A 23,870-nucleotide genomic window follows, 5' to 3' on the forward strand; every position below is an offset into this window, starting at 1 on the left:
GCGTGGTCCGGGTGGGGTCCCGGAGGTCTCAGGCCCGCCGGCGGCGCAGCATGTCGAGGTAGACGGCGATGAGGATCACGATGCCGACCGCGACGGACTGCCATTCCTGCGGGACCGAGATGATGCGGAGGCCGTTCGTGAGCACGGCCATGATGAGGGCGCCGATGACGGTGCCCACGATGGAGCCCTTGCCGCCCTGCAGCGACGTGCCGCCGATGACGACGGCGGCGATCGCCTCGAGCTCGAGACCCATGCCGCCCGTCGGCTGCGCCGACGAGAGCCGCGACGCCGAGAGCACGCCGGCCAGGCCGACGAACAGGCCCGCCATGGTGTAGATGATGATCTTCCAGTGGGTCACGTTCACGCCCGACAGCTCGGTCGCGGCTTCGTTCGAGCCGATCGAGAACGCGTACCGGCCCACGATCGTCTTCGACAGCAGCAGCGCAGCCACGATGATCATGACGATGAAGATCGCGACGCCGAGCGGGAACCGCACCCCCGGGATGATCGAGAGGTTCATGATCTGCTGGAACTCGGGGGTGTCGTTGAAGTAGATCGGCTTCGTGCCCGAGATGACGAGCGAGAGGCCAGCGGCGATGAGCATCATGCCGAGCGTCGCGATGAACGGCGGGATGCCGAAGATCGAGATGTTCACGCCGTTGACGAGCCCGATGAGCGCGCCGAACAGGATCGTCGCGATCACGCCCGCCCAGAGCGGCCATCCCCAATAGGTGAGGAACACGCCCGCCATGACGCCGCAGAGCACCATGCCCGTGCCGATCGACAGGTCGATGCCGCCCGTGATGATGACGAACGTGGTGCCGAGCGCGAGGATGCCGGTCACGGTCGCCGCGGTCAGGATCGAGATGAGGTTGTTCGCGGTGAAGAAGTGCGAGCTCGCGAACGAGAAGAACATGACGATGACGATGAGGCTCGCCGCCGCGAGCAGCTGCTGCAGCGAGCCGCGCAGCCGCGCGAACCGGGGCGTGCCGGCCTCGACCGCGGCGTAGGCCGACGTCGAGGGCGTCTCGGTCGTCGGGGTGGTGGTGGGGCTCATGCGATGGTCCCTTCGGCGCTGAAGCGGGTGGCGTAGTCCATGACGTTCTCCTGGGTGGCGTCGGCGTTGTCGAGCACGGCCGTGAGGCGCCCCTCGGCCATCACGGCGATGCGGTCGGCGAGGCGGAGCACCTCGGGGAGCTCGGACGAGATCATGACGATCGCCTTGCCCTGGTCGGCGAGCTCGCGCAGCAGCACGTAGATCTCCTCCTTTGCGCCCACGTCGATGCCACGCGTCGGCTCGTCGAAGATGAGGACGTCGCAGTCCTTCGCGAGCCACTTGGCGATGACGACCTTCTGCTGGTTGCCGCCCGAGAGGTTCCGCACGAGCTGCGCGGTCGACGGCGTCTTGATGCGGAGCTTGCGCACGTACTCCCGGCCGGTCGCCTCGATGCGGCCGCTCCTGACGAATCCGAGGGCGCCGACGTAGTCGCGGAGCGACGCGAGCACGATGTTCTCGCGCACGCTGCGCTCGAGGAGGACGCCCAGCTGCTTGCGGTCCTCGGAGAGGTAGCCGATGCCGAGACGCGCGGCATCCGCCGGGTTCTGGATGTGCACCTCGCGCCCGCGCACCGAGACCACGCCCGCGTCGCGTCGGTCGGCGCCGACGATCGCCCGCGCCACCTCGGTGCGGCCCGCTCCCATGAGCCCGGCGAAGCCGAGGATCTCGCCCGCATGCACGTCGAAGCTCACGTCGCGCAGGAGGCGCTTCGTCGACAGACCGCGCACCGAGAGCACGGGCTCGCCCTCGACGCGGACCGCCGCCGGGCGCTGCTCGCCGCGCAGCTCGCGGCCCACCATGAGCGAGATGACCTCGCGCTGGTCGGTCGCGGCCGTCTCGAGCGTGTCGATGTACCGCCCGTCGCGCAGCACGGTGATGCGGTCGGAGATGCGCGAGAGCTCCTCCATGCGGTGCGAGATGTAGATGACGCCGGTCTCAGGCGAGCGGAAGCGCCCGATGAGCTCGAACAGCACGTCGACCTCCGCGTCGTTCAGCGCGGCGGTCGGCTCGTCCATGATGAGCACCTTCGCGTCGAACGAGAGTGCCTTCGCGATCTCGACCATCTGCTGGCGGGCGACGGTCAGGTGCTCGACCGGCTCGGCCGGGTCGAGCGCGAGGCCGAGCCGGTCGAACAGGTCCTGTGCGCGTCGGTTGAGGGCTCGATCGTCGAGGAACAGCCCCGCGCTGCGGTGCTCGCGCCCGATGAAGATGTTCTGCGCGACCGTGAGGTCGGGCATCAGGTTGAACTCCTGGTGGATGATGCTGATGCCCTGCTCCTGCGCGTGCCGCGGGCCGTCGATGACGAGCTCATGCCCGTTCATGCGGAACGCGCCCGCGTCGGGGGTGTAGATGCCCGCGAGGAGCTTCATGAGCGTCGACTTGCCGGCGCCGTTCTCGCCGACGAGGGCGAGCACCTCGCCGTGCCGGAGGTCGAGTCGCACGTCGTCGAGCGCCTGCACGCCGGGGAATCCCTTGCTCACGCCCTCGAGCTCGAGGAGCGGCACCCCGTCCGCGGCGCTCATCGTGCGGCTCCCGTCGCGACGTAGGCGTTCACGACGCCCTTGCGCAGCAGGAGGTTGCCGTAGGGGCGGAGCTCCCCCGTGCGCACGACGAGCCGGGCGGCGGCAGCACGCTCGTAGAACGCGAAGCGCTCGACCTCCGCGATGCGGTCGGCCGGCGCGCTCGCGGCGTCGACCAGCTCGTGCTGCACCGCGAGCCGCTCGCCGCCTTCGGCGGCCATGAGGAGCACGGATGCCCCTTCGTCGCCGTCGAGCGGGATGACCGTGCGGATGGCCTCGACGACCGCCGGCGACGGCAGCCCCGGGGTCTCGACGACCAGGGCGCCCACGCGGTGGGCGGGGAAGTTGGCGTCGGCGACGACGAGTTCGTCGCCGTGCCCGAGCCGATCGAGCGCGGCGAGCAGCTCGCCGGCCAGGATCGGGTGGATGCCGCTCAGCACCTGGGCCTCTCTTCCGTGAGATGGACGGGGATGAGTGTACTACTCATCCGATGTTTCGTGCGGTTTCATCGGAGATTCGAGCCGTATAGCCCGATTCGTGGACGATCGGTCTGATCTCTGGATCGATATAGCAGCGCTCGGCGTTCCCGCCGAGCACCGCGTCGCGCTCGTCGGGCGCGAGGCGCTCGATGCAGGCTCGCATGACCGCCCAGGTCGGCAGGTAGCCGCCGTGCGGCACCGACATGGGCCAGTCGCCGCCGTACATGAGCCGGTCGGCGCCGAACGCGTCGAGCGCGAGGTCGAGCAACTCGCCGACGGTGGTCTCATCGAACGGCGCCCCCGGCAGGTGCAGGCCCGAGAACTTCGCCATCGTGTTCGGCAGGGCCGCGGCCGCGCGCAGCTCGGCCTCCCACGCGGGCATCGCCTCGGTGCCGATCGGGGGCTTCGCGAGGTGGTCGACGACGACCGTGAGCTCGGGCACCGCGCGGGCGGCGCGACCCGCCGCGGCGAGATGGCGCGGCCATGCGTCGGGCACGTCGAACACGAGGCCGTGCTCGGCGACACGGCGCAGCGACGCGCGCACGTCGGGCAGGGCGAGGAAGTCGTCGCGCGGGTCGTCGTGCACGAGGTGGCGGATGCCGCGGAGCAGCGGCTCGGCATCGAGCGCGTCGAGCGCCGCCGCGGCCGCGCGCTCGTCGTCGAGCGGCACCCACCCGACCACGCCGACGACCCAGTCGTTCGCGGCGGCGACGTCGAGCATGAAGCGCGTGTCGGCAGCGGAGTCGTCGGCCTGCACGAGGATGGCGGCGTCCACGCCGGCCGCCCGGAGCTCGGCGGCGGCCTCGTCGGGCGCGAAGTCCCGGTCGAGCGACCCCAGCTCGGGCGTGATCCAGGAGTACCCGCCCCGCGACCGGTCCCAGAGGTGCAGGTGCGCGTCGACGACCCGGCCGCTCACGGGATCAGCCCCTCGTCGCGGAGTTCGGCCCAGAAGCCCTCGGGCACTTCGACGGCGAGCCGCGCCGCGTTCTCCCGCACCGAGCTCGCGCGGGCGGAGCCGAAGACGACCGTGCGCACCGCGGGGTGGCGCAGCGGGAAGCGGAGGGCCGCGACGGGCAGCGACACGCCCCGCGCGCGGCAGGCGTCGGCGAGCCGGCGGGCGCGATCGAGCACGTCGCCGGGCACCTCGGCGTAGTCGTAGTGGGCGCCCGCAGCCGGCGTGTCCGTCGCGAGCAGCCCCGAGTTGTAGGGTGCGGCCGCGACCACGCCGACGCCGCGCGCCTCGCACAGCGGCAGGAGATCCGCGAGCGCCGGCTGCTCGAGCAGCGTGTACCGGCCGGCGATCATCACGAGGTCGAGGTCGCCCTCGCGCACGGCGCGCGCCGCGGCATCCGCGTCGTTCGTGCCGATGCCGATGGCGCCGACGACGCCCTCGTCGCGGAGGCGCGCGAGCGCGGGCAGCCCCTCGGCGAGCCCGCGGTCGAGGTCGTACACGTCGGGGTCGTGCAGGTAGGCGATGTCGATGCGGTCGAGGCCGAGGCGTTCGAGCGAGTCCTCGATGCTCCGGCGGATGCCCGCCTCGCTCGGGTCGAAGCGACGCACGAGGTCGTTCGGCACCGCGTACGCGTCGGCGAGGTCGTCGCCGCCCGCGAAGTCGGGGTTCGGCTCGAGCACGCGTCCGACCTTCGTCGACACGACGACCTCGTCACGCGGGCGCCCGCGGAGGAACGCGCCGAGCCGGCGCTCGGACAGGCCGAGCCCGTAGTGCGGCGCGGTGTCGTAGTAGCGGATGCCGCCCGCCCACGCCGCCTCGAGCGCGGCCGAGGCGTCCTCCTCGGTCACCGGGCGGTAGAGGTTGCCGATGGGCGCGGCCCCGAACCCGATCGGACCGAGCCGTTCGGAACTCGTGACCCCGGTCGCGGCGCCGCGCTGCGCGGTGCTCATGCCGGCGCCCCGGCGTGCGCGCCGTGCCAGGTGTAGGCGTCGACGGACTCCTGCAGCATCTCGGTGGAGGCACCGGGGGCGGTCGGCGCGAGGTAGCGCCCGCGCACCACCTCGGTGGGGACGGCGAAGTGCTCGTGGAGGTGGTCGACGTATTCGATCATGCGCCCGTCCATGCTGCCCGAGACGGCCACGTAGTCGAACATCGAGAGGTGCTGCACGGCCTCGCACAGGCCGACGCCGCCCGCGTGCGGGCAGACGGGCACGCCGAACTTCGCGGCGAGCAGGAGGTTCGCGATGTTCTCGTTCACGCCGCCGACGCGGGTGGCGTCGATCTGCATCACGGCCATGCCGCCGGCCTGCAGGAGCTGCTTGAACACGATCCGGTTCTGCACGTGCTCGCCGGTGGCGACGCGCACCGGCCGGATGCCGCGGGCGATCGCCGCGTGGCCGAGGATGTCATCGGGGCTCGTCGGCTCCTCGATCCACGCGGGGTGGAACTCGGCGAGGGCGTTGACCCACGCGATCGCATCGGACACGTCCCAGCGCTGGTTCGCGTCGATCGCGATCGGGAAGTCGGGACCCACGGCGCGGCGCGCGATGCCGAGGCGGCGCACATCGTCGTCGAGGTCGGCGCCGACCTTGAGCTTGATCTGCGGGAAGCCGTCGGCGACGGCCTCGCGGCAGAGCCGCTCGAGCTTCTCGTCGGAGTAGCCGAGCCAGCCGGGCGTCGTCGTGTACGCGGGATAGCCGACCTCCAGCAGGCGCGCGGTGCGCTCGGCGCGGCCCGGCTCCGCGGCGCGGAGGATCGCGAGCGCCTCGTCGGGCGTGATCGCGTCGGTCAGGTACCGGAAGTCCACGAGCGAGACGAGCTCCTCGGGCGTGAGGCTCGCGAGGAGCTGCCAGAGCGGGACTCCGGCGCGCTTCGCCCGGAGGTCCCACAGCGCGTTCACGACCGCGCCGATCGCCATGTGCATGACGCCCTTCTCGGGTCCGAGCCAGCGCAGCTGCGAGTCGTGCATGAGCAGCCGTGAGGCCGCGCCCATGTCGCCCAGGAGCTCCTCGACGTCACGCCCGAGGAGGTGGCCGCGCAGCGTGTCGATCGCCGCGACCTGCACGTCGTTGCCGCGCCCGATCGTGAACACGAACGCGTCGCCGGCGAGGCCGTCGGCGGCGTCGGTGCGGATCGTGACGTACGCCGCCGAGTAGTCGGGGTCGGGGTTCATGGCGTCCGACCCGTCGAGTTCGAGGGAGGTCGGGAACCGGATGTCCCGGGTGTCAACACTGACGATCGTGCTCATGGCGTCCTTTCGTGGGCGACCCGAGCATAAACATCGGATGTCTCGGCTGTCAACATCTGAGATCTGTGCAAGAATCTCCATGATTCCCCGGTCGCACGAACCAGAGTTCCGATGTTCGACCACGCCCCGATGGAGAGGACCACCATGAGATTCGCCCGCCTCGGCAACGTGGGCAACGAGATCCCCGTCGTCCTCGTCGGCGACCGGACCCTCGACCTGCGCGGCCTGACGAACGACGTCGACGGCGCGTTCCTCGCCGCTGACGGCGTCGCCCGCACGCGCGCGGCGCTCGACGCGGGCACGCTCCCCGAGCTCGAGGGCGCAGGGTCGCTGCGCGTCGGCGCGCCCATCGCGCGTCCCTCCGCGGTCTACTGCATCGGCATGAACTACGCCGCCCACGCGGCGGAGTCGGGGTCGGAGCCGCCGACCCGGCTGGTGATGTTCATGAAGTCCCCGAACACCGTCGTCGGCCCGTTCGACGACGTCGTGATCCCGCGCGGCAGCACGAAGACCGATTGGGAGGTCGAGCTCGGCGTCGTGATCGGCCGTCCCGCGAGCTACCTCGCGTCGCCCGCCGAGGCACGCGAGCACATCGCCGGCTACGTCGTGGCGAACGACCTCTCGGAGCGGGACTGGCAGCTCGCCCGCTCGGGCGGGCAGTGGTCGAAGGGCAAGAGCGCCCCGGGCTTCTGCCCCACCGGGCCGTGGTTCGTGACCGCCGACGAGGTCGACGCCGACGACGTGCGGCTCACGAGCACCGTCAACGGCGAGCCGCGTCAGGACTCCCGCACGAGCGACCTCATCTTCGGCATCGACCGGATCGTGCACGAGCTCAGCCAGGTGCTCGTGCTCGAGCCCGGCGACCTCGTGCTCACCGGCACGCCCGAGGGCGTCGCGCTCTCGGGTCGCTTCCCCTACCTCGCGCCCGGCGACGTCGTCGAGCTCGAGATCGACGGCCTCGGGCGCCAGCGCCAGCAGGTCGTCGCGGCCGCCTGACCCCGCATCCACCTCGAGAGGACCATCACCCACGATGTCGAACGACTTCACCGGACTCGTCGCGATCGTCACCGGCGGGGCATCCGGCATCGGCGCCGCGATCGCCCAGCGCCTACGCTCAGGAGGCGCCACCGTCGCCGTGTTCGACCTGCGACCGGATGCCGCACCGCACGCCGACCTCGCCGTCGCCGTGGACGTCGGCGACGACGCGAGCGTGCGCGCCGGCGTCGAGCGCGTCGTCGCCGAGCTCGGCCGCATCGACGTGCTCGTGAACAACGCGGGCATCGGCGCCCAGGGCACGGTCGAGGCGAACGACGACGACGAGTGGCACCGCGTGCTCGACGTGAACGTGGTCGGCATGGTGCGCGTGAGCCGCGCGGTCCTCCCCCACCTGCGCCGCTCCCCCGCGGCCGCGATCGTCAACACGTCGTCGATCGCCGCCACTGCGGGGCTGCCGCAGCGGGCGCTCTACAGCGCGAGCAAGGGCGCGGTCGCCGCCCTCACCCGCGCCATGGCGGCCGACCACCTGCGAGAGGGGATCCGCGTGAACGCCGTGAACCCCGGCACCGCCGACACGCCGTGGGTCGGACGGCTCCTCGACTCGGCACCCGACCCGGCGGCCGAGCGCGCCGCGCTCGAGGCCCGCCAGCCGCACGGGCGCCTCGTCGCCGCCGACGAGGTGGCCGACGCCGTCGCGTACCTCGCGAGCCCGGCGGCCGGGTCGACGACCGGCATCGCGCTCGCGGTCGACGGCGGCATGCAGGAGCTCCGGCTGCGGCCCGCCTCGAGCTGACACCCGCCCCGAGCAGACGTGCTCGGTTGTCGACGTCGTGGCGTCCCGGCATCCGTTCGTTGTACGCCATGCACATCGGCCCGGCCGACGCGGCCGATAGCCTAGACAGGTGAGATTCGCGCACCTCAGAGCCGAAGGCCAGACGACCCCTCGGCTCGCGGTGGTGGTGGCGGAGGCGGCGCTCTTCCTCGACGACGTCATGGAGAACGCGCCCCGCGACCTGCAGGACCTCATCGAACGCGGCCGCGACGGGCTCGCCGACGTGCGCGAACTCGTCGACCTGGCGCTCGGGAACGGCGCGGAGCTCACGGCTGTCTCGGAACTGCGGCACTCGTCAGCCGTCCTGCGTCCGGCGCAGGTCATCGCCATCGGCGCGAACTACGCGGCCCACGCCTCCGAGCTCAAGCTGCGCTCGGAGTCGGCCATGACGATCTTCTCGCTCTGGCCCAACTCGCTCGCCGGTCACGGCGCGACCACGACCTGGCCCGAGGACCTCACCACGCAGGTCGACTACGAGGCCGAGCTCGGCGTCATCACCGGCCGCCCCGCCCGCGGGGTGCACGTGCGCGACGCGCTCGACTACGTCTGGGGCTACACCGTCGTCAACGACATCACAGCGCGCGACCTGCAGTTCAGCGAGGCGCAGTGGTCGCGCTGCAAGTCGTTCGACGGCTTCACGCCGACGGGCCCGGTCGTCGTCACCGCCGACGAGATCGCCGACCCGCAGGACCTCTGGCTCACCACGAACCTCGACGGGCGCATCATGCAGGATGCCTCGACGAACGAGATGGTCCGCGGCGTGGCCGAGATCATCTCCTACCTGTCACGGTCGGCGACGATCCCCGCAGGCACGCTCATCTCCACCGGGAGCCCCGGGGGCGCGGGGTACTCCCGCAACCCCCAGGTCTTCCTCCGCGACGGCTCGACCGTCACCGTGTCGATCGAGGGCATCGGCTCGCTGACGACGCACTGCCGCGTCATCTGACGCTCAGGCCCTACTCGCTCGCCTCGCCCATCAGGTCGACGACCGGGATGGCCTGCGTGACCGGCCGGATGCCCGAGAGGCGCCCGGGCTGCAACTGCTTCATGACGTCCTCGCGGGTCATGAGGCCCGCCTCGACGACGAGGTCGGCGACCGGTCGGCCGGTGGCCAGCGCCTGCTTGGCGAGCTTCGACGCCTCGTGGTACCCGATGAACGGGATGAGCGCGGTGATGACGCCGACGCTCGAGGCGACCATCGCCTCGAGCCGCTCGACGTTGGCGGTGATGCCGTCGACGCAGTTCACGCGCAGCGTCCAGCAGGCCTGTCGCATCCAGGTGATCGACTGCAGCAGCGAGTGCGCGATGACCGGCTCGAACGCGTTGAGCTGCAGCTGGCCGCTCTCGGACGCCATCGTGACCGTGACGTCGGCGCCCGCTACGGCGTAGGCCACCTGGCTGACCGCCTCGGGGATGACCGGGTTCACCTTGCCGGGCATGATGCTCGAGCCGGCCTGGCGCGGCGGGAGGTTGATCTCGCCGAGGCCGGCCTGCGGGCCCGACGAGAGCAGGCGCAGGTCGTTGCAGATCTTCGAGAGCTTGATGGCGCTGCGCTTCAGCGCGCTCGAGAACGTCATGAACACGCCGGTGTCGCTCGTCGCCTCGACGAGGTCGGGTGCGGTCTCGAGGTACTGGCCGGTGATCTCGCTGAGGTGGCGCACGACGGAGGCGCCGTAGCCCGGGTCGGCCGTGATGCCGGTGCCCACGGCGGTGCCGCCGAGGTTGACCTCGCTCAGCAGCTTGATGGTCTCGCGCAGGCGCGCGATGTCCTCGCCGAGGGTCGTGGCGAAGCCGTGGAACTCCTGGCCGAGCGTCATGGGCACGGCGTCCTGCAGCTGCGTGCGGCCGACCTTCAGCACGTCGGCGAACTCCCGTCCCTTGCGGCCGAAGGCGATGCGCAGCTGGTCGAGCTCGTAGAGCATCGTCGTCAATGACGCGGTCATCGCGAGCTTCAGGGCGGTCGGGTAGGTGTCGTTCGTCGACTGGCTGCGGTTGACGTCGTCGATGGGATGGACGATGTCGTACCGGCCCTTGGGGTAACCGGCGATCTCGAGCGCGAGGTTCGCGATGACCTCGTTGGCGTTCATGTTCGTCGACGTGCCCGCGCCGCCCTGGATGACGCCCACGACGAACTGGTCGTGGAGCTCGCCGTCGATGATGCGCTGGCACGCCTCGTCGATCCAGGCCGCCTTCTGCGGCGTCAGCGCGCCGACCTCGCGATTCGCACGCGACGCGGCCTGCTTGACCTGCGCCAGCGCGATGACGAGGTCGGGGTAGACGGAGATCGGGCGCTTGGAGATCGGGAAGTTCTCGAGCGCGCGCATGGTGTGAACGCCCCAGTACGCATCGGCCGGAACCTGCACGCTCCCGAGCGAGTCGGTCTCGGTTCGGGTCTCGATGGGTTCGTCGGTTCTGGCCACGTGCTCCTCCGCGGTCGGACGGGTGGGCAGGTGATGGGGTCGGGTCATCGACACAGGTGGCTCCATTGCCTCATGCGGGTGCTGCCTCGTGCGGCGGCATGCCGCTGTTCGCGCGCGGGGTCTCCGCGACTCGGATACCCTTCGAGCCTACCGCTCGGCGCGGCCTCCGGCGTCCGCCCGCGACGGCCGTGCGCACGCACGAGGACGGCGGGACGCCCCCACACGCCCCGCCGCCCTCGCGCCGCGACTCAGACCCGGTCTGGCTCGTCGACGTCGTCGACCGCGGTCGACGCGGCGGTGCCGTCGATGCCGTCGGAGGCGAGCAGCTCCTCCTCGACCGCGCCGCCGTAGCCCTCCTTCTGCGGGTTGCCGTGCAGGCCGCCCGAGACCGCGTACTCCTCCTCGGGCGACAGGATCAGCCGGTGGCGGCCCCACAGCGCGAAGATCAGCAGCATCACCGCGTACACGACGCCGATCGCGATGATCGCCGGCACGAACGTCGGGTTGAGCAGGAACCCCAGGAAGATGAGCGCGGCGATCACGGCCGCGACGACCGCACCGGGGATGCCCCACGGGCTGCGGTACGGGCGCTCGGCGTTCGGGTACTTGCGACGCAGGATCACGAACGCGACCATCTGCAGCAGGTATGCGAGCACCGCGCCCCAGACCGCGATGTTCAGCACGATCGCGCCGGCCACCGCACCGGCGCCTTCGGCGTCGGCCTGGGCGAGCAGGTCGAGCACGATGAGGGCGACGAAGCCGATCACGGCACCCGCGACGAGCGCGACCCACGGTGTCTGGCGCTTGCCGGTGAGCGAGAGGAACTTCGGGTAGTACCCGGCGCGCGAGAGCGAGTACATGTTGCGGCCGTAGGCGAACATGATGCCCTGGAGCGACGCGAGCAGGCCGATGAGGGCGAACAGCGCCAGCAGCGCGGCGAGCTCGTCGCCGACGATCGCGCGGAACCCGTCGAGCAGCGGCTCCGCGGCGACGCCCGTCGCCTCGGCGCCCACCACGCCCGTGTTGAGGAACAGCACGAGGAGGCCGGTGACGATGAGCGTGCCGCGGGCGATGAGGCCGGCGCGCGGGATGTCGCGCACGGGGTCGTGCGACTCCTCGGCCGCGAGCGGGAGCTCCTCGATGCCGAGGAAGAACCACATCGCGAACGGCAGCGCGAACAGGATCGGCAGCACGCCGTGCGGCAGGAACGCCGTCTGGCCGGGGTCGGGGGCGATGTCGAAGAGCTTGTCCCATGCGAACTGGCCGGAGAAGATCGCCATGGCGCTGAACACCAGCAGGATCGCGATGGAGATGATCGAGACGACGATCGCGAACTTGAACGAGATGTTCGCACCCGCTGCATTGATGCCGATGAAGATCAGGTACAGGATGATCCACCACACCCAGCCGGGCATCGAGAAGCCGAGCAGCTCGCTCGTGATGGCGTCGGCGTAGGAGGCCGAGAAGAACACGATGACCGCGGTCGTCGCGACGTACTCGATGGTCTCGGCGAGGCCCGTCACGAACCCGCCCCACGGCCCCATCGCCGCGCGCGAGAACGAGTACGCGCCGCCCGTGTGCGGCATGGCCGACGACATCTCCCCGATCGAGAAGATGAGGCCGTAGTACATCGCCACGAGGATCACGAAGGCGATGAGCATGCCGCCGAATCCCGCGAAGTCGATGCCGAAGTTCCAGCCGGAGAAGTCGCCCGAGATGACCGCCGCGACGGCGAGGCCCCAGAGGCCCCACACCCCGGCGGCGCGGGTGAGCTTTCGCTTCTCGAAGTATCCGGAGTCGGCGGTCGTGTACTTCACTCCCGAGACCCTCAAGGTGTCTTTCGCCATGACGGCTCCCTAGCTCTCATCGGCGCGGGCCGGGGAGGCCGGCGCAGGGGGTGCGATGCGGTTGGCCCCGATGATAGGGCTCCCAATGGTCGCTCGTACAGACCTTTTTCGGGGACGTGACGATGCAGCTTCCGCAGATCGACCAGAATCAACGCGCACGAACCGGTGTCGCAGCCGCCCACGGCTGTGATGTAATGGTCGCCACCGCAGACCATTCACCGTCTCGAGGAGGAGCCACGGATGTCGGCACCGACCGGATACCTCTCGCTCGACCAGCTCCGCGACGCGGTCGCCGACGGCCACGTCGACACCGTCATCGTCGCGTTCACGGACATGCAGGGCCGACTCGTCGGCAAGCGCGTCTCGGCCCGGCTGTTCCTCGAGGACGTCGCCGCGCACGGCGCGGAGTGCTGCAACTACCTGCTCGCCGTCGACGTGGAGATGAACACCGTCGACGGCTACGCCATGTCGAGCTGGGAGCGCGGCTACGGCGACATGGCGATGATCCCCGACTTCACGACGCTGCGCATCGCGCCCTGGCTCGAGGCAACGGCCCTCGTGACGGCCGACCTGCAGTGGCTCGACGGCACGCCGGTCGAGGCCTCGCCCCGTCGCATCCTGCAGCGGCAGCTCGAGCGGCTCGCCGAGCGCGGCCTCACCGCGCACGTGGGCACCGAGCTCGAGTTCATCGTGTTCGACGACTCCTACCGCGACGCCTGGCGCAAGGGCTACCGCGACCTCACCGCCGCGAGCGACTACAACATCGACTACGCACTGCTCGCGTCGACCCGCATGGAGCCGCTGCTCCGCGACATCCGGAACGCCATGGACGGCGCCGGCATGTACTGCGAGGGCGTGAAGGGCGAGTGCAACTTCGGCCAGCAGGAGATCGCGTTCCGCTACGACACCGCGCTCACGACCTGCGACAACCACTCGATCTACAAGAACGGGGCGAAGGAGATCGCCGACCGCCACGGCAAGTCGCTGACCTACATGGCGAAGTTCGACGAGCGCGAGGGCAACAGCTGCCACATCCACATCAGCCTGCGCGGCGAAGGCGGGTCGGCGGTCTTCAGCGACACGGATGCCCCGCACGGCATGTCGAAGCTCTTCCGGCACTTCCTGGCGGGGCAGCTCGCCGCCATGCGGGAGCTCACCCTCTTCTCGGCGCCGAACGTGAACTCCTACAAGCGCTACGTCGCCGGATCGTTCGCGCCGACCGCGATCGCCTGGGGCCTCGACAACCGCACGTGCGCGCTGCGCGTCGTCGGCCACGGACACGGGATGCGCGTCGAGAACCGGGTGCCCGGCGGCGACGTGAACCAGTACCTCGCCGTCGCGGCCCTCATCGCGGCGGGCCTGCACGGCATCGAGCAGGAGCTCGAACCCGAGGACCTGTTCGTGGGCAACGCCTACGAGAGCGACGTCGCGCGCGTGCCGGCGACCCTGCGCGAGTCCGCCGACCTGTTCGCGGGGTCCGCGGTGGCGCGCGAGGCCTTCGGCGACGAGGTCGTCGAGCACTACCTCAACAACGCGCGCGTCGAGCTCGCGGCCTTCGACGCGGCCGTCACCGACTGGGAGCGCGTGCGTGGCTTCGAACGACTCTGAGCTCGACTTCACGACGACGAGTGGGAGGGGGGACGGCGCGGATGCCCCGGCTCGGGGGCCGGCGGCATCCGCGCCGTTGATCGGCGTCACGACCTACCTCGAGCAAGCGCAGACCGGCGTCTGGGACGTGCGGGCGTCGTTCCTGCCGAAGGTGTACCTCGACGCGGTCACCGACGCGGGCGGCATCGCCGTGCTGCTGCCGCCGCAGCCCGTCTCACCCGAGATCGCCCGCACCGTGCTCGCATCGCTCGACGGCCTCATCGTCGCGGGCGGCGCCGACGTCGACCCCGCCCGCTACGGGCAGGAGCCGCACCCGCGCACGGGCGCCCCGCGCACCGATCGCGACACCTGGGAGGACGCGCTGCTCACCGAGGCGATCGCCGCCGAGCTGCCGTTCCTCGGCATCTGCCGCGGCGCGCAGGTGCTCAACGTCGCGCTCGGCGGCACGCTCGTGCAGCACCTGCCCGACGTCGTGGGGAGCGAGCGCTACCAGCCCTCGCCCGCCGTCTTCGGCGCGGGCGAGGTGACGGTCGAGCCCGGATCCCTGCTCGCGGCCGTGCTCGGCGACGAGGCCGGCACGCTGCCCGTGCACTACTACCACCACCAGGCGCTCGACGTCGTGGCCGACGGCCTCGCCGTCACCGCCCGCAGCGAGGACGGCGTCATCGAGGCGGTCGAGCTCGAGACGGTGCCGTTCGGCATGGGCGTGCAATGGCACCCCGAGGAGAACGCCGCCGACCGCCGCCTGTTCGCCGGCCTCGTCGAGGCCGCCCGCACGCACCGCACGAGAAGGAGCATCGCGTGAGCCACACGATCGTGAACCCCGCCGACGAGCAGGTCGTCGCGACGGTCACGTCCGCGTCCATCGACGAGACGGATGCTGCGATCGCCCGCGCCGCCATCGCGCAGCGCGAATGGGCGGCGCTCGCACCGGTCGACCGGGCGCGGATGCTGCGGCGCTTCGCCGAGGCGGTCGACGGCGCCGTCGAGGAGCTCGCCGCCATCGAGGTGCGCAACTCGGGGCATCCGATCTCGCAGGCCCGCTGGGAGGCCGGCCACGTGCGCGACGTGCTCGAGTACTACTCGGCCGCGCCCGAGCGGCTGTTCGGTCGGCAGATCCCGGTCGCCGGCGGACTCGACGTGACGTTCCAGGAGCCGCTCGGCGTCGTCGGCGTCATCACCCCGTGGAACTTCCCCATGACGATCGCGTCGTGGGGCTTCGCCCCGGCGCTCGCGGCCGGCAACGCCGTGGTGCTGAAGCCCGCGGAGTGGACGCCGCTCACGAGCCTGCGCCTCGCTGAGCTCGGCCTCGAGGCGGGTCTGCCCGAGGGCCTGTTCCAGGTCGTGCCCGGCAAGGGCTCGGTCGTCGGCGAGCGGTTCGTGACCAACCCCACCGTGCGCAAGGTCGTGTTCACGGGCTCGACCGAGGTCGGCAAGCACATCATGGCGGGCTGCGCCGAGCAGGTGAAGCGCGTGACGCTCGAGCTCGGCGGCAAGAGCGCGAACATCGTCTTCGCCGATGCCGACCTCGAGCGCGCGGCCGCGACCGCTCCGTACGGCGTGTTCGAGAACGCCGGCCAGGACTGCTGCGCGCGCAGCCGGATCCTCGTGGAGCGCACCGTCTACGAGCGGTTCATGGAGCTGCTCGAGCCCGCGGTCGCGGGCGTGAGGGTCGGCGACCCGGCCGACGAGACCACGGAGATGGGCCCGCTCGTCGCCCGGCAGCACCTCGAGCGCGTGCGCTCGTTCGTGCCCGACGACGCCGACGTCGCGTTCCGCGGCAGCGCGCCCGGCGGACCCGGGTTCTGGTTCGCGCCGACCGTGCTCACGCCGTCGCGCGAGTCGCGCGCCGCGCGCGAGGAGATCTTCGGCCCGGTCGTGTCGGTGTTCCCGTTCGATGACGAGACCGACGCGATCCGGTTCGCGAACGCGAGCGAGTACGGCCTCTCGGGCTCGATCTGGACCCGCGACCTGAGCCGCGGCATCCGCGTGGCCCGTGCCGTCGAATCGGGCAACCTCAGCGTCAACTCGCACTCGTCGGTGCGCTACGCCACGCCCTTCGGCGGGTTCAAGCAGTCGGGCCTCGGCCGCGAGCTCGGACCCGACGCGCCGCTCGCCTTCACCGAGACGAAGAACGTCTTCCTCGCCGTCGACTGACCGACCGAACCCTACGACAGGAGCACCATGACCGACCTGGCCCGCATCGACCTCACCCAGCGGCTCGCCGGACGCGTCGCCGTCATCACCGGCGGGGCATCCGGCATCGGACTGGCCACCGCGAAGCGCCTCGCCGCCGAGGGCGCCACGGTCGTCATCGGCGACATGGACGCCACGGCGGGCCCGGCCGCGGCCGAGCTCGTCGGCGGCCTGTTCGTGCGGGTCGACGTGACCGACCAGGAGCAGGTGGACCACCTCTTCGACGAAGCCGCCCGCGTGTACGGCTCGGTCGACGTCGCATTCAACAACGCCGGGATCTCGCCGCCCGACGACGACTCCATCGAGACCACCGAGCTGCCCGCCTGGCAGAAGGTGCAGGACGTGAACCTGAAGTCGGTCTACCTGTGCTCGCGCGCCGCGCTGCGGCACATGGTCGCGCAGGGGCGCGGCTCGATCATCAACACCGCGTCCTTCGTCGCGGTGATGGGATCGGCCACGTCGCAGGTCTCGTACACCGCCTCGAAGGGCGGCGTGCTCGCGATGAGCCGGGAGCTCGGCGTGCAGTTCGCCCGCCAGGGCATCCGCGTGAACGCCCTCTGCCCCGGGCCGGTGAACACCCCGCTCCTGCAGGAGCTGTTCGCGAAGGACCCCGAGCGGGCGCAGCGCCGCCTCGTGCACATCCCCGTCGGGCGGTTCGCCGAGCCCGAGGAGCTGGCGGCCGCGGTCGCGTTCCTCGCGAGCGACGACGCGTCGTTCATCACGGGCTCGACGTTCCTCGTCGACGGCGGCATCAGCTCCGCCTACGTCACGCCGCTCTAGGCTCGAAGCATGCGAACCGACGCGCACGACGAGCAGGCAGCGGTTGCCGCGGCCCCCGTCGACGGCGCCGCGGAGGTGCTGAGCGCGGGGCTCCTGCTCACGCCCGCGCGCCCGGCGAACGCGTTCGAGGAGACCGTGCAGCGCCTGCTGCAGTCGATCCGGCTGGGCCTCATCGGACCGGGCGAGCGCCTGCCGCCCGAGCGCGAGCTCGCGGGCATGCTCGCCGTGAGCCGCGACACGATCCGCGAGGCCATCGGATCGCTCGCCGAGGCCGGGTGGGTGGTCTCGCGACGCGGGCGCTACGGCGGCACGTTCGTCTCCGAGGAGCTGCCCACGGCGTCGCCGCGCAGCTCGGCCCTCGATCGCGATCCGACCGACCCGCAGGCGCGACTCGAGGACACGCTGTCGCTGCGCGCGGTCATCGAGGTCGGCACGGCGCGCCGGGCCGCGGAGAGCGAGCTCGCCGCCGGCGATCGCGAGCGGCTCTGGCAGGCGTACGAGGAGTGCCGCGCGGCCCGCGGCGACCAGTACCGCATGGCGGACTCGCGCCTGCACCTGCTCATCGCCGAGGTGCTCGGGGCGCCGAGCGTCATCCCGCTGCTCGCCGACGTGCGGATGCGGGTCAACGAGCTCCTCGACGGCATCCCGCTGCTCGCGCCGAACATCGCGCACTCCGACCAGCAGCACCGCGCCATCGTCGACGCGATCCTGCGCGGCAGCCCCGACGACGCGGCGTCGGCCATGGCCGAGCACCTCGAGGGCACCGAGGCGCTGCTGCGCGGCTTCTACGCCTGACGCGGGTCGCGGCATCCGCCGCCCGGCACCGCCGCGTATCGCCTCACGACCCGCCGAACGCGGACGGGCCGCCCCCGAAGCCAGGGGGCGGCCCGTCGCTCCCGGTGCGCCGGGAACGCGATCACGCGATCAGAGGAACGCGAACGGCAGGAACGCGAGTCCGACGAGCGCGGCGCCGAATGCGAAGAGGATCGTACCGGCGAGCATCACCGCGTTGAGGACGATGCCCCAGATGGCCATGGTGCGCGTGTTCGGCTCGCGGCTGAGCGCCATGATGCCGAGCACGAGGCCGATGATCGGCACGAAGAACGTGGAGCTCGCGACGATCGACACGAGGCCGAGCACGAGGCTCGCGACGCTGAATCCGCGCGACTCGGCCACGGATGCGGCGGGGGTCGCGTAGGGGTTCGGCTCGCCGAACGGCGCCTGCTGCGACGAGGTGGGAGCTGCGGTGGTCATGGTGGTGATCTCCTGTTCGTGGGTGTGCTTCCACGCTACGGATGCCGCGCATCCCGCAGTATGGGGCTATCCCCCCGAACCGGAGGTGGGGCGGCGCCCGGTCAGGCGATGCCGATCACGTGTCGGCGCTGGGGCGATTCCGGGTCAGGCGATGCCGAGGAACCGGTGCAGCGCCGGCACGATGAGGAAGATGCCGACGAGCACGGCGACGGCGCTGAACACGAAGCACGTCCAGGCGCCGACGAACGCCGCCCGCTTCTGGCCGTCGGTGAGCGGGCTCTTCCTCGCCGCCTTCGCGGCGCGCTTGGCCGCGGCCTTCGCCTCGGCGGGCGAGATGACCGTGATGGCGTCGGTGAACTCCGCCGGCGTCACGATCGGCGTACGACCCGAGATCGTCAGCAGCCGGATGCCGAGCGCGTACGTGCTCACGACGACGGTCGCGCCCAGGAACGCCGCGAGGAAGACGATGACGAATGCACCCCAGTCGATCATCGGGTCACCTGCTTCTTCGGCTTCGGGTTGCGCTTGATCTTCACTGCCCGGCCCGAGTCCGCGACCTCGCTGACCACGTTCTGGTGCGAGACCTCGCTGCGCCGCGACCACAGGAAGATGGCGGCGATGACCACGACGCCGGCGATCGTGTCGATGATGATGCCGACGACGCCGAGCTGGGCGACCAGGGCGGCGAGTGCTCCGACGGCGCCGGCGGCCGGGAGCGTCAGGAGCCATCCCACGCCGATGCGGCCCGCGGTGCGCCAGCGCACCTTCGAGCCCCGACGACCGAGGCCCGAGCCGACGACCGAGCCCGACGCGACCTGCGTCGTCGACAGCGCGAAGCCGAGGTGCGTCGAGGCGAGGATCGTCGCCGCGGTCGAGGTCTCGGCTGCGAAGCCCTGCGCGGGCTTCACATCGGTGAGGCCCGTGCCGAGCGTCTTGATGATGCGCCATCCGCCCATGTACGTGCCGAGCGCGATGGCGATCGCGCAGACCACGATGACCCAGAACTCGGGGCCGCTTCCGACGGGCTGGAGGCCCACCGAGATGAGCGTGAGGGTGATGACGCCCATGGTCTTCTGCGCGTCGTTGGTGCCGTGGGCGAGCGCGACGAGCGAGCTCGAGAAGATCTGCGCGTGCCGGAACCCGTCGCGGCCGTCGGGCTTGCCGTCGTAGCGCCGGGTGATGGAGTACGCGAGCTTCGTGGCCGTGTAGGCGACGAGGCCGGCGGTCAAGGGTGCGAGCACCGCGGGCAGGACGATCTTCGAGAGCACGACGCTGAAGTCGATGGCCTGCACGCCGAAGCCGACGAGCGCCGAGCCGATGAGGCCGCCGAAGAGCGCGTGGCTCGACGACGACGGCAGGCCGAGGAGCCAGGTGACCATGTTCCACACGATGGCGCCGATGAGGCCCGCGAAGATCAGCTCGGGCGTGATGAGCACGCCCCCGTCGCCCTCCTTGATGATGCCGCCCGAGATGGTCTTGGCCACCTCGGTGGACAGGAACGCGCCGATGAGGTTGAGGATGGCGGCGATCGTGACGGCGACCTTCGGGCGGAGCGCGCCCGTGGCGATGGGCGTCGCCATCGCGTTGGCCGTGTCGTGGAAGCCGTTCGTGAAGTCGAAGAAGAGCGCCAGTGCGATGACCAGCACGACGATGAGGAGGGTTTCCACCGGCGTCTTTCTCTGTCTCGGCGATGGGATTCACCGAATGTTCAGGGGACGTTGGTTGCGGATCCGGCGAGCGCCGTGCCCCGACGATACTACGCGACCGACTCGGGCTCAGCCACCACGGTCGCGAGATCCTCACCGAACACGAAGGTGCGGCGCACGCGGCCGCCGGCGAGCACCTCGGGGAGCCAGCGCCGGGCGTCGTCCCACATCTCGTCGAAGGGCACGTCGGCGACGGCGAACCACTCGGGGTCGAGCTCGTCGGATCCCGACGGCTCGCCCATCCACGTGCGGCAGACGAACACGCTCGACTCCTGGCTCCACGCCTCCCGGTGCGGGAAGTGGTACGTCAGCAGGCCGCGCGGTTCGAGGTCGGATGCCGCGACGTCGACGCCCGACTCCTCGAACACCTCGCGCACGGCCGCCTCGACGGCCGACTCCCCCGGCTCGAGCTTGCCGCCGAGGCCCACGAAGTAGCCCTGGCCGAGCCCGTGCTTCTTGCGCCCGAGGAGCACCTGGGTGACCCCGCCGTGCTCGCGGACGAGGTAGCAGACGCAGACCTGGGGCAGCGGCATCCGTCAGCCGAAGAGGATCTTCGCCTCGTCGTACCGGTCCTGGGGAACGCGGTTGAGGCTGCCGGTCGCCTCGGCGATCGACACGGTCTTGATGTCGGTGCCGCGGAGCGTCACCATCGAGCCCCACGCATGCGCGTAGGCGGCCTCGATGGCGGCCATGCCGAGGCGCGTCGCGAGCACGCGGTCGTAGGCGGTGGGCTCGCCGCCGCGCTGGATGTGGCCGAGCACGGTCGAGCGGGACTCGATGCCCGTGCGCTCCTCGATGAGCGGGGCGAGCACGTCGGCGATGCCGCCGAGCCGCGGGCGGTTGAAGGCGTCGAGGCCCTTGTGCGAGTGCGCCTCGGTCATGCCGGGCAGCGTGAAGCCCTCGGCCACGACGACGAGCGGCGCGCGGCCGCGGTCGCGCACCGACTCGACCCACTCGCAGATCTGCTCGATGGACTGCGGCTGCTCGGGGATGAGGATGGCGTGCGCGCCGCCGGCCATGCCCGAGTGCAGCGCGATCCAGCCGACGTGGCGGCCCATGACCTCGAGCACCATGCAGCGGCCGTGCGAGTCGGCCGTGGTGCGCAGGCGGTCGATGGCCTCGGTCGCGATCTGCACGGCCGTGTCGAAGCCGAACGAGTAGTCGGTCGCGGCGAGGTCGTTGTCGATGGTCTTCGGCACGCCGAGCACCTTGATGCCGCCCTCGTCGTGCAGGCGACGGGCGGCCGTGAGCGTGCCCTCGCCGCCGATCGCGATGATCGCGTCGATGCCCTCCTCGTCGAGCATCCGCTGGATGTTCTCGGGGCCGCCGCCCTCGCCCTCGAAGGGGTTGGTGCGGCTCGAGCCGAGGATCGTGCCGCCCGTCTTCGCGAGGCCGCGCACGTCGTGCCGGGTGATCGGGATGATGTCGCGTTCGACGACGCCGCGCCAGCCGTTGCGGAACCCGACGAACTCGGTGTCGTGGGAGATGACGCCCTTCAGCACGGCGCCGCGGATGACCGCGTTCAGGCCGGGGCAGTCGCCCCCACTCGTGAGCAGACCGATCTTCATGTGTGCGGGACTCCCAAGAACTCGTTCGACATGGCCGTTGCCGGATGCCACGACGTCGGGGCGTTTTCGACTTGCCGCAGTCTATAGCGCGACGCGCCCTACAGCGCGCCGTCGAGGGCGGCGCGAAGCAGGTGCTGGAGGGCGTCGAGCTGCACCGAGTCGGCCGACCCGGGCTCCACGTCGCTGCCGTCGAGGGCGCGGGCCGCGAGGCCCTGCTTCGAGTCGATGAGCTCGGCGATGCGCGCGTCGATCGTGTGGGCGGCGATGATGCGCCACGCGGTGACGGGCTCGTCCTGGCCGATGCGGTGCACGCGGTCGATGGCCTGCGTCTGCTCCGCTGCGGTCCAGCTGAGCTCGGCGAGCACGACGTTCGACGCGGCCTGCAGGTTGACGCCCACGCCCGCCGCGGTGAGCGAGCAGACGGCGACCGCCACGTCGGGGTCCTTGTTGAAGGCGTCGATGGCCGCCTGGCGCTGGAACGCGGTCTGGTCGCCGCGCAGCGACACGGTGCGGAGCTCCCGCGCCGCGAGGGCGGCCTCGGCCTGGTCCATGACGTCGATGTGCTTCGCGAAGAACACCACCTTGCCGACCGAGCGTGCGAGCTGCGCGGCGTAGTCGGCCGCGAGGCCCGCCTTCGCCTGGCCGATGCGGCGCACCATCGTGAAGACGTTCTCGCCCGACTTCGCCGACTTCGACTCCTCGAGCTCGGCGCTCGCGATGGCGCGGATGAACTGGTCGCGCTGGTCGTCGTCGAGGTCGCCGACGCGCAGGTTGCGCGACTCGACGAGGGCGCGGAACCGGCCGACGAGGCGGTTGCCGAGCTCGCGCTCGGCGGCCCGCACGGAGCGGCCCAGCTCGTCGTCGAGTTCGACGGGCAGGTCGGCGATGCGCTTGTCGGGCAGGTCGGCCGCGACGTCGACCTTGCGGCGCCGCACGATGCCCAGGTCGATCACGGTGCGGCGCGCCTCGGCGTAGAAGCCGTGGTCGGCCGGCGTGAGGCCGTTCTCCTCGAGGCGCCCGAGCAGGGCGGGCGACGGCTTGTCGCCCTGGATCCAGCCGAGGAACTGCCAGATGGCACGGAAGTCGTCGACGTCGTTGATGAGCGGCGTCCCCGTGAGCGCGAGCAGCAGCGGGTCGCCGCCCGGCGTGGTGCGTCGGATGCGGTCGGCGAGCGCGAGCACGTTGCGGGAGCGCTGCGACGAGAGGTTCTTGATGAAGTGCGCCTCGTCGACGACCATGCCCCTGAAGCCCAGGGTGGACAGCCACGCCATGTGGCGGTCGAGCACGTCGTAGTTGACGACGACGACGTCGGCGAACGCGTCGAGCGAGTCGCCGTCGCCGTGGATGACCGTCGCCCGGCGGTGCGGCGTCCAGCGCTCCACCTCTCGGGCCCAGTTCATCTTCACGACGTTCGGCACGACGGCGAGCAGCGGGTAGGCGTCGGCGACGGATGCCGCGAGCACCGACTGCGCGGTCTTGCCGAGGCCCGGCTCGTCGGCGAGCAGAAACGTGCGGTGCCCCTCGCGAGCGGCCTCGATGAAGCGGATCTGGTGCTTCATGAGCTCGAGGCCGCGGGGCGAGAGGCGGTCGACCTTCGGCGCCTCGGGGAGGTCCATGCTCGCGGCCTGGCCGCCCGAGCCGATCTCGAACGACTTGAACAGCGGGCCGAGGAGCTCCCAGTTCGCGAGCCGGCGCACGGGAACGACCGGGGCGACGGGACGGGAGAAGTCGGGTGCGAGGAACGGGTTCGCGAGCTGGCGCGAGCGCACCGAGGCCGGGATGACCTGGTTCTCGGCGAGCTCGGGGGCGGGCGTCGACTCGCGGGTGATGATCAGCTCGTCGGGGCTGAGGTCGGCGCCCGACTCGAGGAGCCAGTCGCGCCGGAAGCGCTGGGCCACGGTGGAGATCGACGCGTCGGGCTCGAGGAGCGCGATGAGGCTCGTGTCGCGGGCGGCGGTCTTCGCGAGGATCTGGGCGATGCCGTCGAGCCGCTTCAGGAGCTCGGCACGCGCGGCATCGGCGACGTCGGGGTCGGCCTTCACCCGCGCGCGTTCCTCGCGCATGAGCAGCGCGATGACCTGGAACTTCGTGCGGTTGGTCGGGCCGAGCTTGCCCTTCTGCGCCTTCGTCTCGACCTCGCGCACCTTGCGGGCGAGGATCGGGATGATGGGCGCGTCGTCGTCGCGCGATCGCGTGCGCTGGCGCTGCCTCGTCTGGGCCATGGTCCTCCCGTTCTGGCCGGTCTCCCGTTGTCAGGTCGCCCCCGGCGCGACCGTGTGGTCGCTCCCTCGACACCGCTGCGTGCTCGAGCCGCTCGTGGCGTCTCGGATGCCGCATGCCGTACGCCGAATCCCGAACCGAGCAGCACGCGAGCCGGGCTCACGCGGTCGGCCGAAGAACGGATTCG

The 23,870-nt window shown here is 71.3% G+C and carries 22 protein-coding genes; 8 read left to right on the top strand and 14 right to left on the bottom strand.

Annotated elements, in window-relative coordinates:
* Positions 1 to 28: 28 nt before the first annotated feature.
* From ACWEOH_RS00695 to ACWEOH_RS00720, 6 genes are read right to left on the bottom strand one after another with little or no spacing between them, the layout of a single operon-like run.
* Positions 29 to 1,057 (bottom strand): ABC transporter permease, encoded by a 1,029-nt coding sequence (locus ACWEOH_RS00695; protein WP_452027358.1) that lies wholly within the window; start codon positions 1,055 to 1,057, stop codon positions 29 to 31.
* Positions 1,054 to 2,580 (bottom strand): sugar ABC transporter ATP-binding protein, encoded by a 1,527-nt coding sequence (locus ACWEOH_RS00700; RefSeq protein WP_452027360.1) that lies wholly within the window; start codon positions 2,578 to 2,580, stop codon positions 1,054 to 1,056. Before ACWEOH_RS00700 ends, ACWEOH_RS00695 begins: the two co-directional genes overlap by 4 nt.
* Complete coding sequence (locus tag ACWEOH_RS00705; protein WP_452027362.1) at positions 2,577 to 3,017, bottom strand: RbsD/FucU family protein; 441 nt, start codon at positions 3,015 to 3,017, stop codon at positions 2,577 to 2,579. The genes ACWEOH_RS00700 and ACWEOH_RS00705 overlap by 4 nt, the downstream gene beginning before the upstream one ends.
* Before the next feature lie 43 nt (positions 3,018 to 3,060).
* On the bottom strand, positions 3,061 to 3,972 hold the full coding sequence (locus ACWEOH_RS00710; RefSeq protein ID WP_452027364.1) for an amidohydrolase family protein: 912 nt from the start codon (positions 3,970 to 3,972) through the stop codon (positions 3,061 to 3,063).
* Positions 3,969 to 4,958 (bottom strand): aldo/keto reductase, encoded by a 990-nt coding sequence (locus ACWEOH_RS00715; RefSeq protein WP_452027366.1) that lies wholly within the window; start codon positions 4,956 to 4,958, stop codon positions 3,969 to 3,971. Before ACWEOH_RS00715 ends, ACWEOH_RS00710 begins: the two co-directional genes overlap by 4 nt.
* Positions 4,955 to 6,256, bottom strand: coding sequence for an L-fuconate dehydratase (locus ACWEOH_RS00720; protein WP_452027368.1), 1,302 nt, complete (start codon positions 6,254 to 6,256; stop codon positions 4,955 to 4,957). The genes ACWEOH_RS00715 and ACWEOH_RS00720 overlap by 4 nt, the downstream gene beginning before the upstream one ends.
* Before the next feature lie 144 nt (positions 6,257 to 6,400).
* On the opposite strand from ACWEOH_RS00720, the gene ACWEOH_RS00725 reads away from it, so the two are divergent.
* From ACWEOH_RS00725 to ACWEOH_RS00735, 3 genes are all read left to right on the top strand, one after another.
* Positions 6,401 to 7,252 (top strand): fumarylacetoacetate hydrolase family protein, encoded by an 852-nt coding sequence (locus tag ACWEOH_RS00725; protein ID WP_452027370.1) that lies wholly within the window; start codon positions 6,401 to 6,403, stop codon positions 7,250 to 7,252.
* Positions 7,253 to 7,286: 34 nt separating this feature from the next.
* Positions 7,287 to 8,045, top strand: a complete 759-nt coding sequence (locus ACWEOH_RS00730) for an SDR family NAD(P)-dependent oxidoreductase (RefSeq protein ID WP_452027371.1) — start codon at positions 7,287 to 7,289, stop codon at positions 8,043 to 8,045.
* A 109-nt stretch (positions 8,046 to 8,154) separates the two neighbouring features.
* Positions 8,155 to 9,030 carry a fumarylacetoacetate hydrolase family protein gene (locus ACWEOH_RS00735; protein ID WP_452027373.1) on the top strand — a complete coding sequence of 292 codons (876 nt, stop codon included), beginning with the start codon at positions 8,155 to 8,157 and terminating at the stop codon, positions 9,028 to 9,030.
* Between the two features lie 10 nt (positions 9,031 to 9,040).
* Here ACWEOH_RS00735 and ACWEOH_RS00740 read toward each other — a convergent pair whose 3' ends face one another.
* A complete protein-coding gene (locus ACWEOH_RS00740) occupies positions 9,041 to 10,552 on the bottom strand; it encodes an aspartate ammonia-lyase (protein WP_452027374.1) in 1,512 nt (503 codons plus the stop codon).
* 200 nt (positions 10,553 to 10,752) lie between these two features.
* Positions 10,753 to 12,351, bottom strand: a complete 1,599-nt coding sequence (locus ACWEOH_RS00745; protein ID WP_452027376.1) for an amino acid permease — start codon at positions 12,349 to 12,351, stop codon at positions 10,753 to 10,755.
* A 240-nt stretch (positions 12,352 to 12,591) separates the two neighbouring features.
* Between ACWEOH_RS00745 and ACWEOH_RS00750 the strand changes: the two genes are divergently transcribed.
* The 5 genes from ACWEOH_RS00750 (at position 12,592) to ACWEOH_RS00770 (ending at position 17,730) form a co-directional block, all read left to right on the top strand.
* On the top strand, positions 12,592 to 13,959 hold the full coding sequence (locus ACWEOH_RS00750; protein ID WP_452027378.1) for a glutamine synthetase family protein: 1,368 nt from the start codon (positions 12,592 to 12,594) through the stop codon (positions 13,957 to 13,959).
* A 76-nt stretch (positions 13,960 to 14,035) separates the two neighbouring features.
* The gene (locus ACWEOH_RS00755; RefSeq protein WP_452031801.1) at positions 14,036 to 14,764 is read left to right on the top strand and encodes a gamma-glutamyl-gamma-aminobutyrate hydrolase family protein; all 729 of its coding nucleotides are present in this window, start codon (positions 14,036 to 14,038) and stop codon (positions 14,762 to 14,764) included.
* A complete protein-coding gene (locus tag ACWEOH_RS00760) occupies positions 14,761 to 16,116 on the top strand; it encodes an aldehyde dehydrogenase family protein (RefSeq protein ID WP_452027379.1) in 1,356 nt (451 codons plus the stop codon). The genes ACWEOH_RS00755 and ACWEOH_RS00760 overlap by 4 nt, the downstream gene beginning before the upstream one ends.
* 27 nt (positions 16,117 to 16,143) lie before the next feature.
* On the top strand, positions 16,144 to 16,935 hold the full coding sequence (locus tag ACWEOH_RS00765) for a 3-oxoacyl-ACP reductase (protein WP_452027381.1): 792 nt from the start codon (positions 16,144 to 16,146) through the stop codon (positions 16,933 to 16,935).
* 9 nt (positions 16,936 to 16,944) lie between these two features.
* Positions 16,945 to 17,730: a FadR/GntR family transcriptional regulator gene (locus ACWEOH_RS00770; RefSeq protein ID WP_452027383.1), complete on the top strand. Its 786-nt coding sequence runs from the start codon at positions 16,945 to 16,947 to the stop codon at positions 17,728 to 17,730.
* A 129-nt stretch (positions 17,731 to 17,859) separates the two neighbouring features.
* Here ACWEOH_RS00770 and ACWEOH_RS00775 read toward each other — a convergent pair whose 3' ends face one another.
* The 6 genes from ACWEOH_RS00775 to ACWEOH_RS00800 all read right to left on the bottom strand — a co-directional run bounded on the left by ACWEOH_RS00775 (position 17,860) and on the right by ACWEOH_RS00800 (position 23,685).
* On the bottom strand, positions 17,860 to 18,189 hold the full coding sequence (locus ACWEOH_RS00775; RefSeq protein WP_148731802.1) for a DUF4190 domain-containing protein: 330 nt from the start codon (positions 18,187 to 18,189) through the stop codon (positions 17,860 to 17,862).
* Positions 18,190 to 18,333: 144 nt separating this feature from the next.
* Positions 18,334 to 18,681, bottom strand: a complete 348-nt coding sequence (locus tag ACWEOH_RS00780; protein ID WP_452027385.1) for a peptidase — start codon at positions 18,679 to 18,681, stop codon at positions 18,334 to 18,336.
* Positions 18,678 to 19,856, bottom strand: coding sequence for an anion permease (locus tag ACWEOH_RS00785; protein ID WP_452027387.1), 1,179 nt, complete (start codon positions 19,854 to 19,856; stop codon positions 18,678 to 18,680). The genes ACWEOH_RS00780 and ACWEOH_RS00785 overlap by 4 nt, the downstream gene beginning before the upstream one ends.
* Before the next feature lie 89 nt (positions 19,857 to 19,945).
* Positions 19,946 to 20,428, bottom strand: a complete 483-nt coding sequence (locus ACWEOH_RS00790; RefSeq protein ID WP_452027388.1) for an 8-oxo-dGTP diphosphatase — start codon at positions 20,426 to 20,428, stop codon at positions 19,946 to 19,948.
* Positions 20,429 to 20,431: 3 nt separating this feature from the next.
* Complete coding sequence (locus tag ACWEOH_RS00795) at positions 20,432 to 21,463, bottom strand: 6-phosphofructokinase (protein ID WP_148731806.1); 1,032 nt, start codon at positions 21,461 to 21,463, stop codon at positions 20,432 to 20,434.
* Positions 21,464 to 21,561: 98 nt separating this feature from the next.
* Positions 21,562 to 23,685 (bottom strand): DEAD/DEAH box helicase, encoded by a 2,124-nt coding sequence (locus tag ACWEOH_RS00800; RefSeq protein WP_452027390.1) that lies wholly within the window; start codon positions 23,683 to 23,685, stop codon positions 21,562 to 21,564.
* Positions 23,686 to 23,870: the final 185 nt, after the last annotated feature.

It is taken from the genome of Agromyces sp. NPDC004153 (assembly GCF_053603635.1).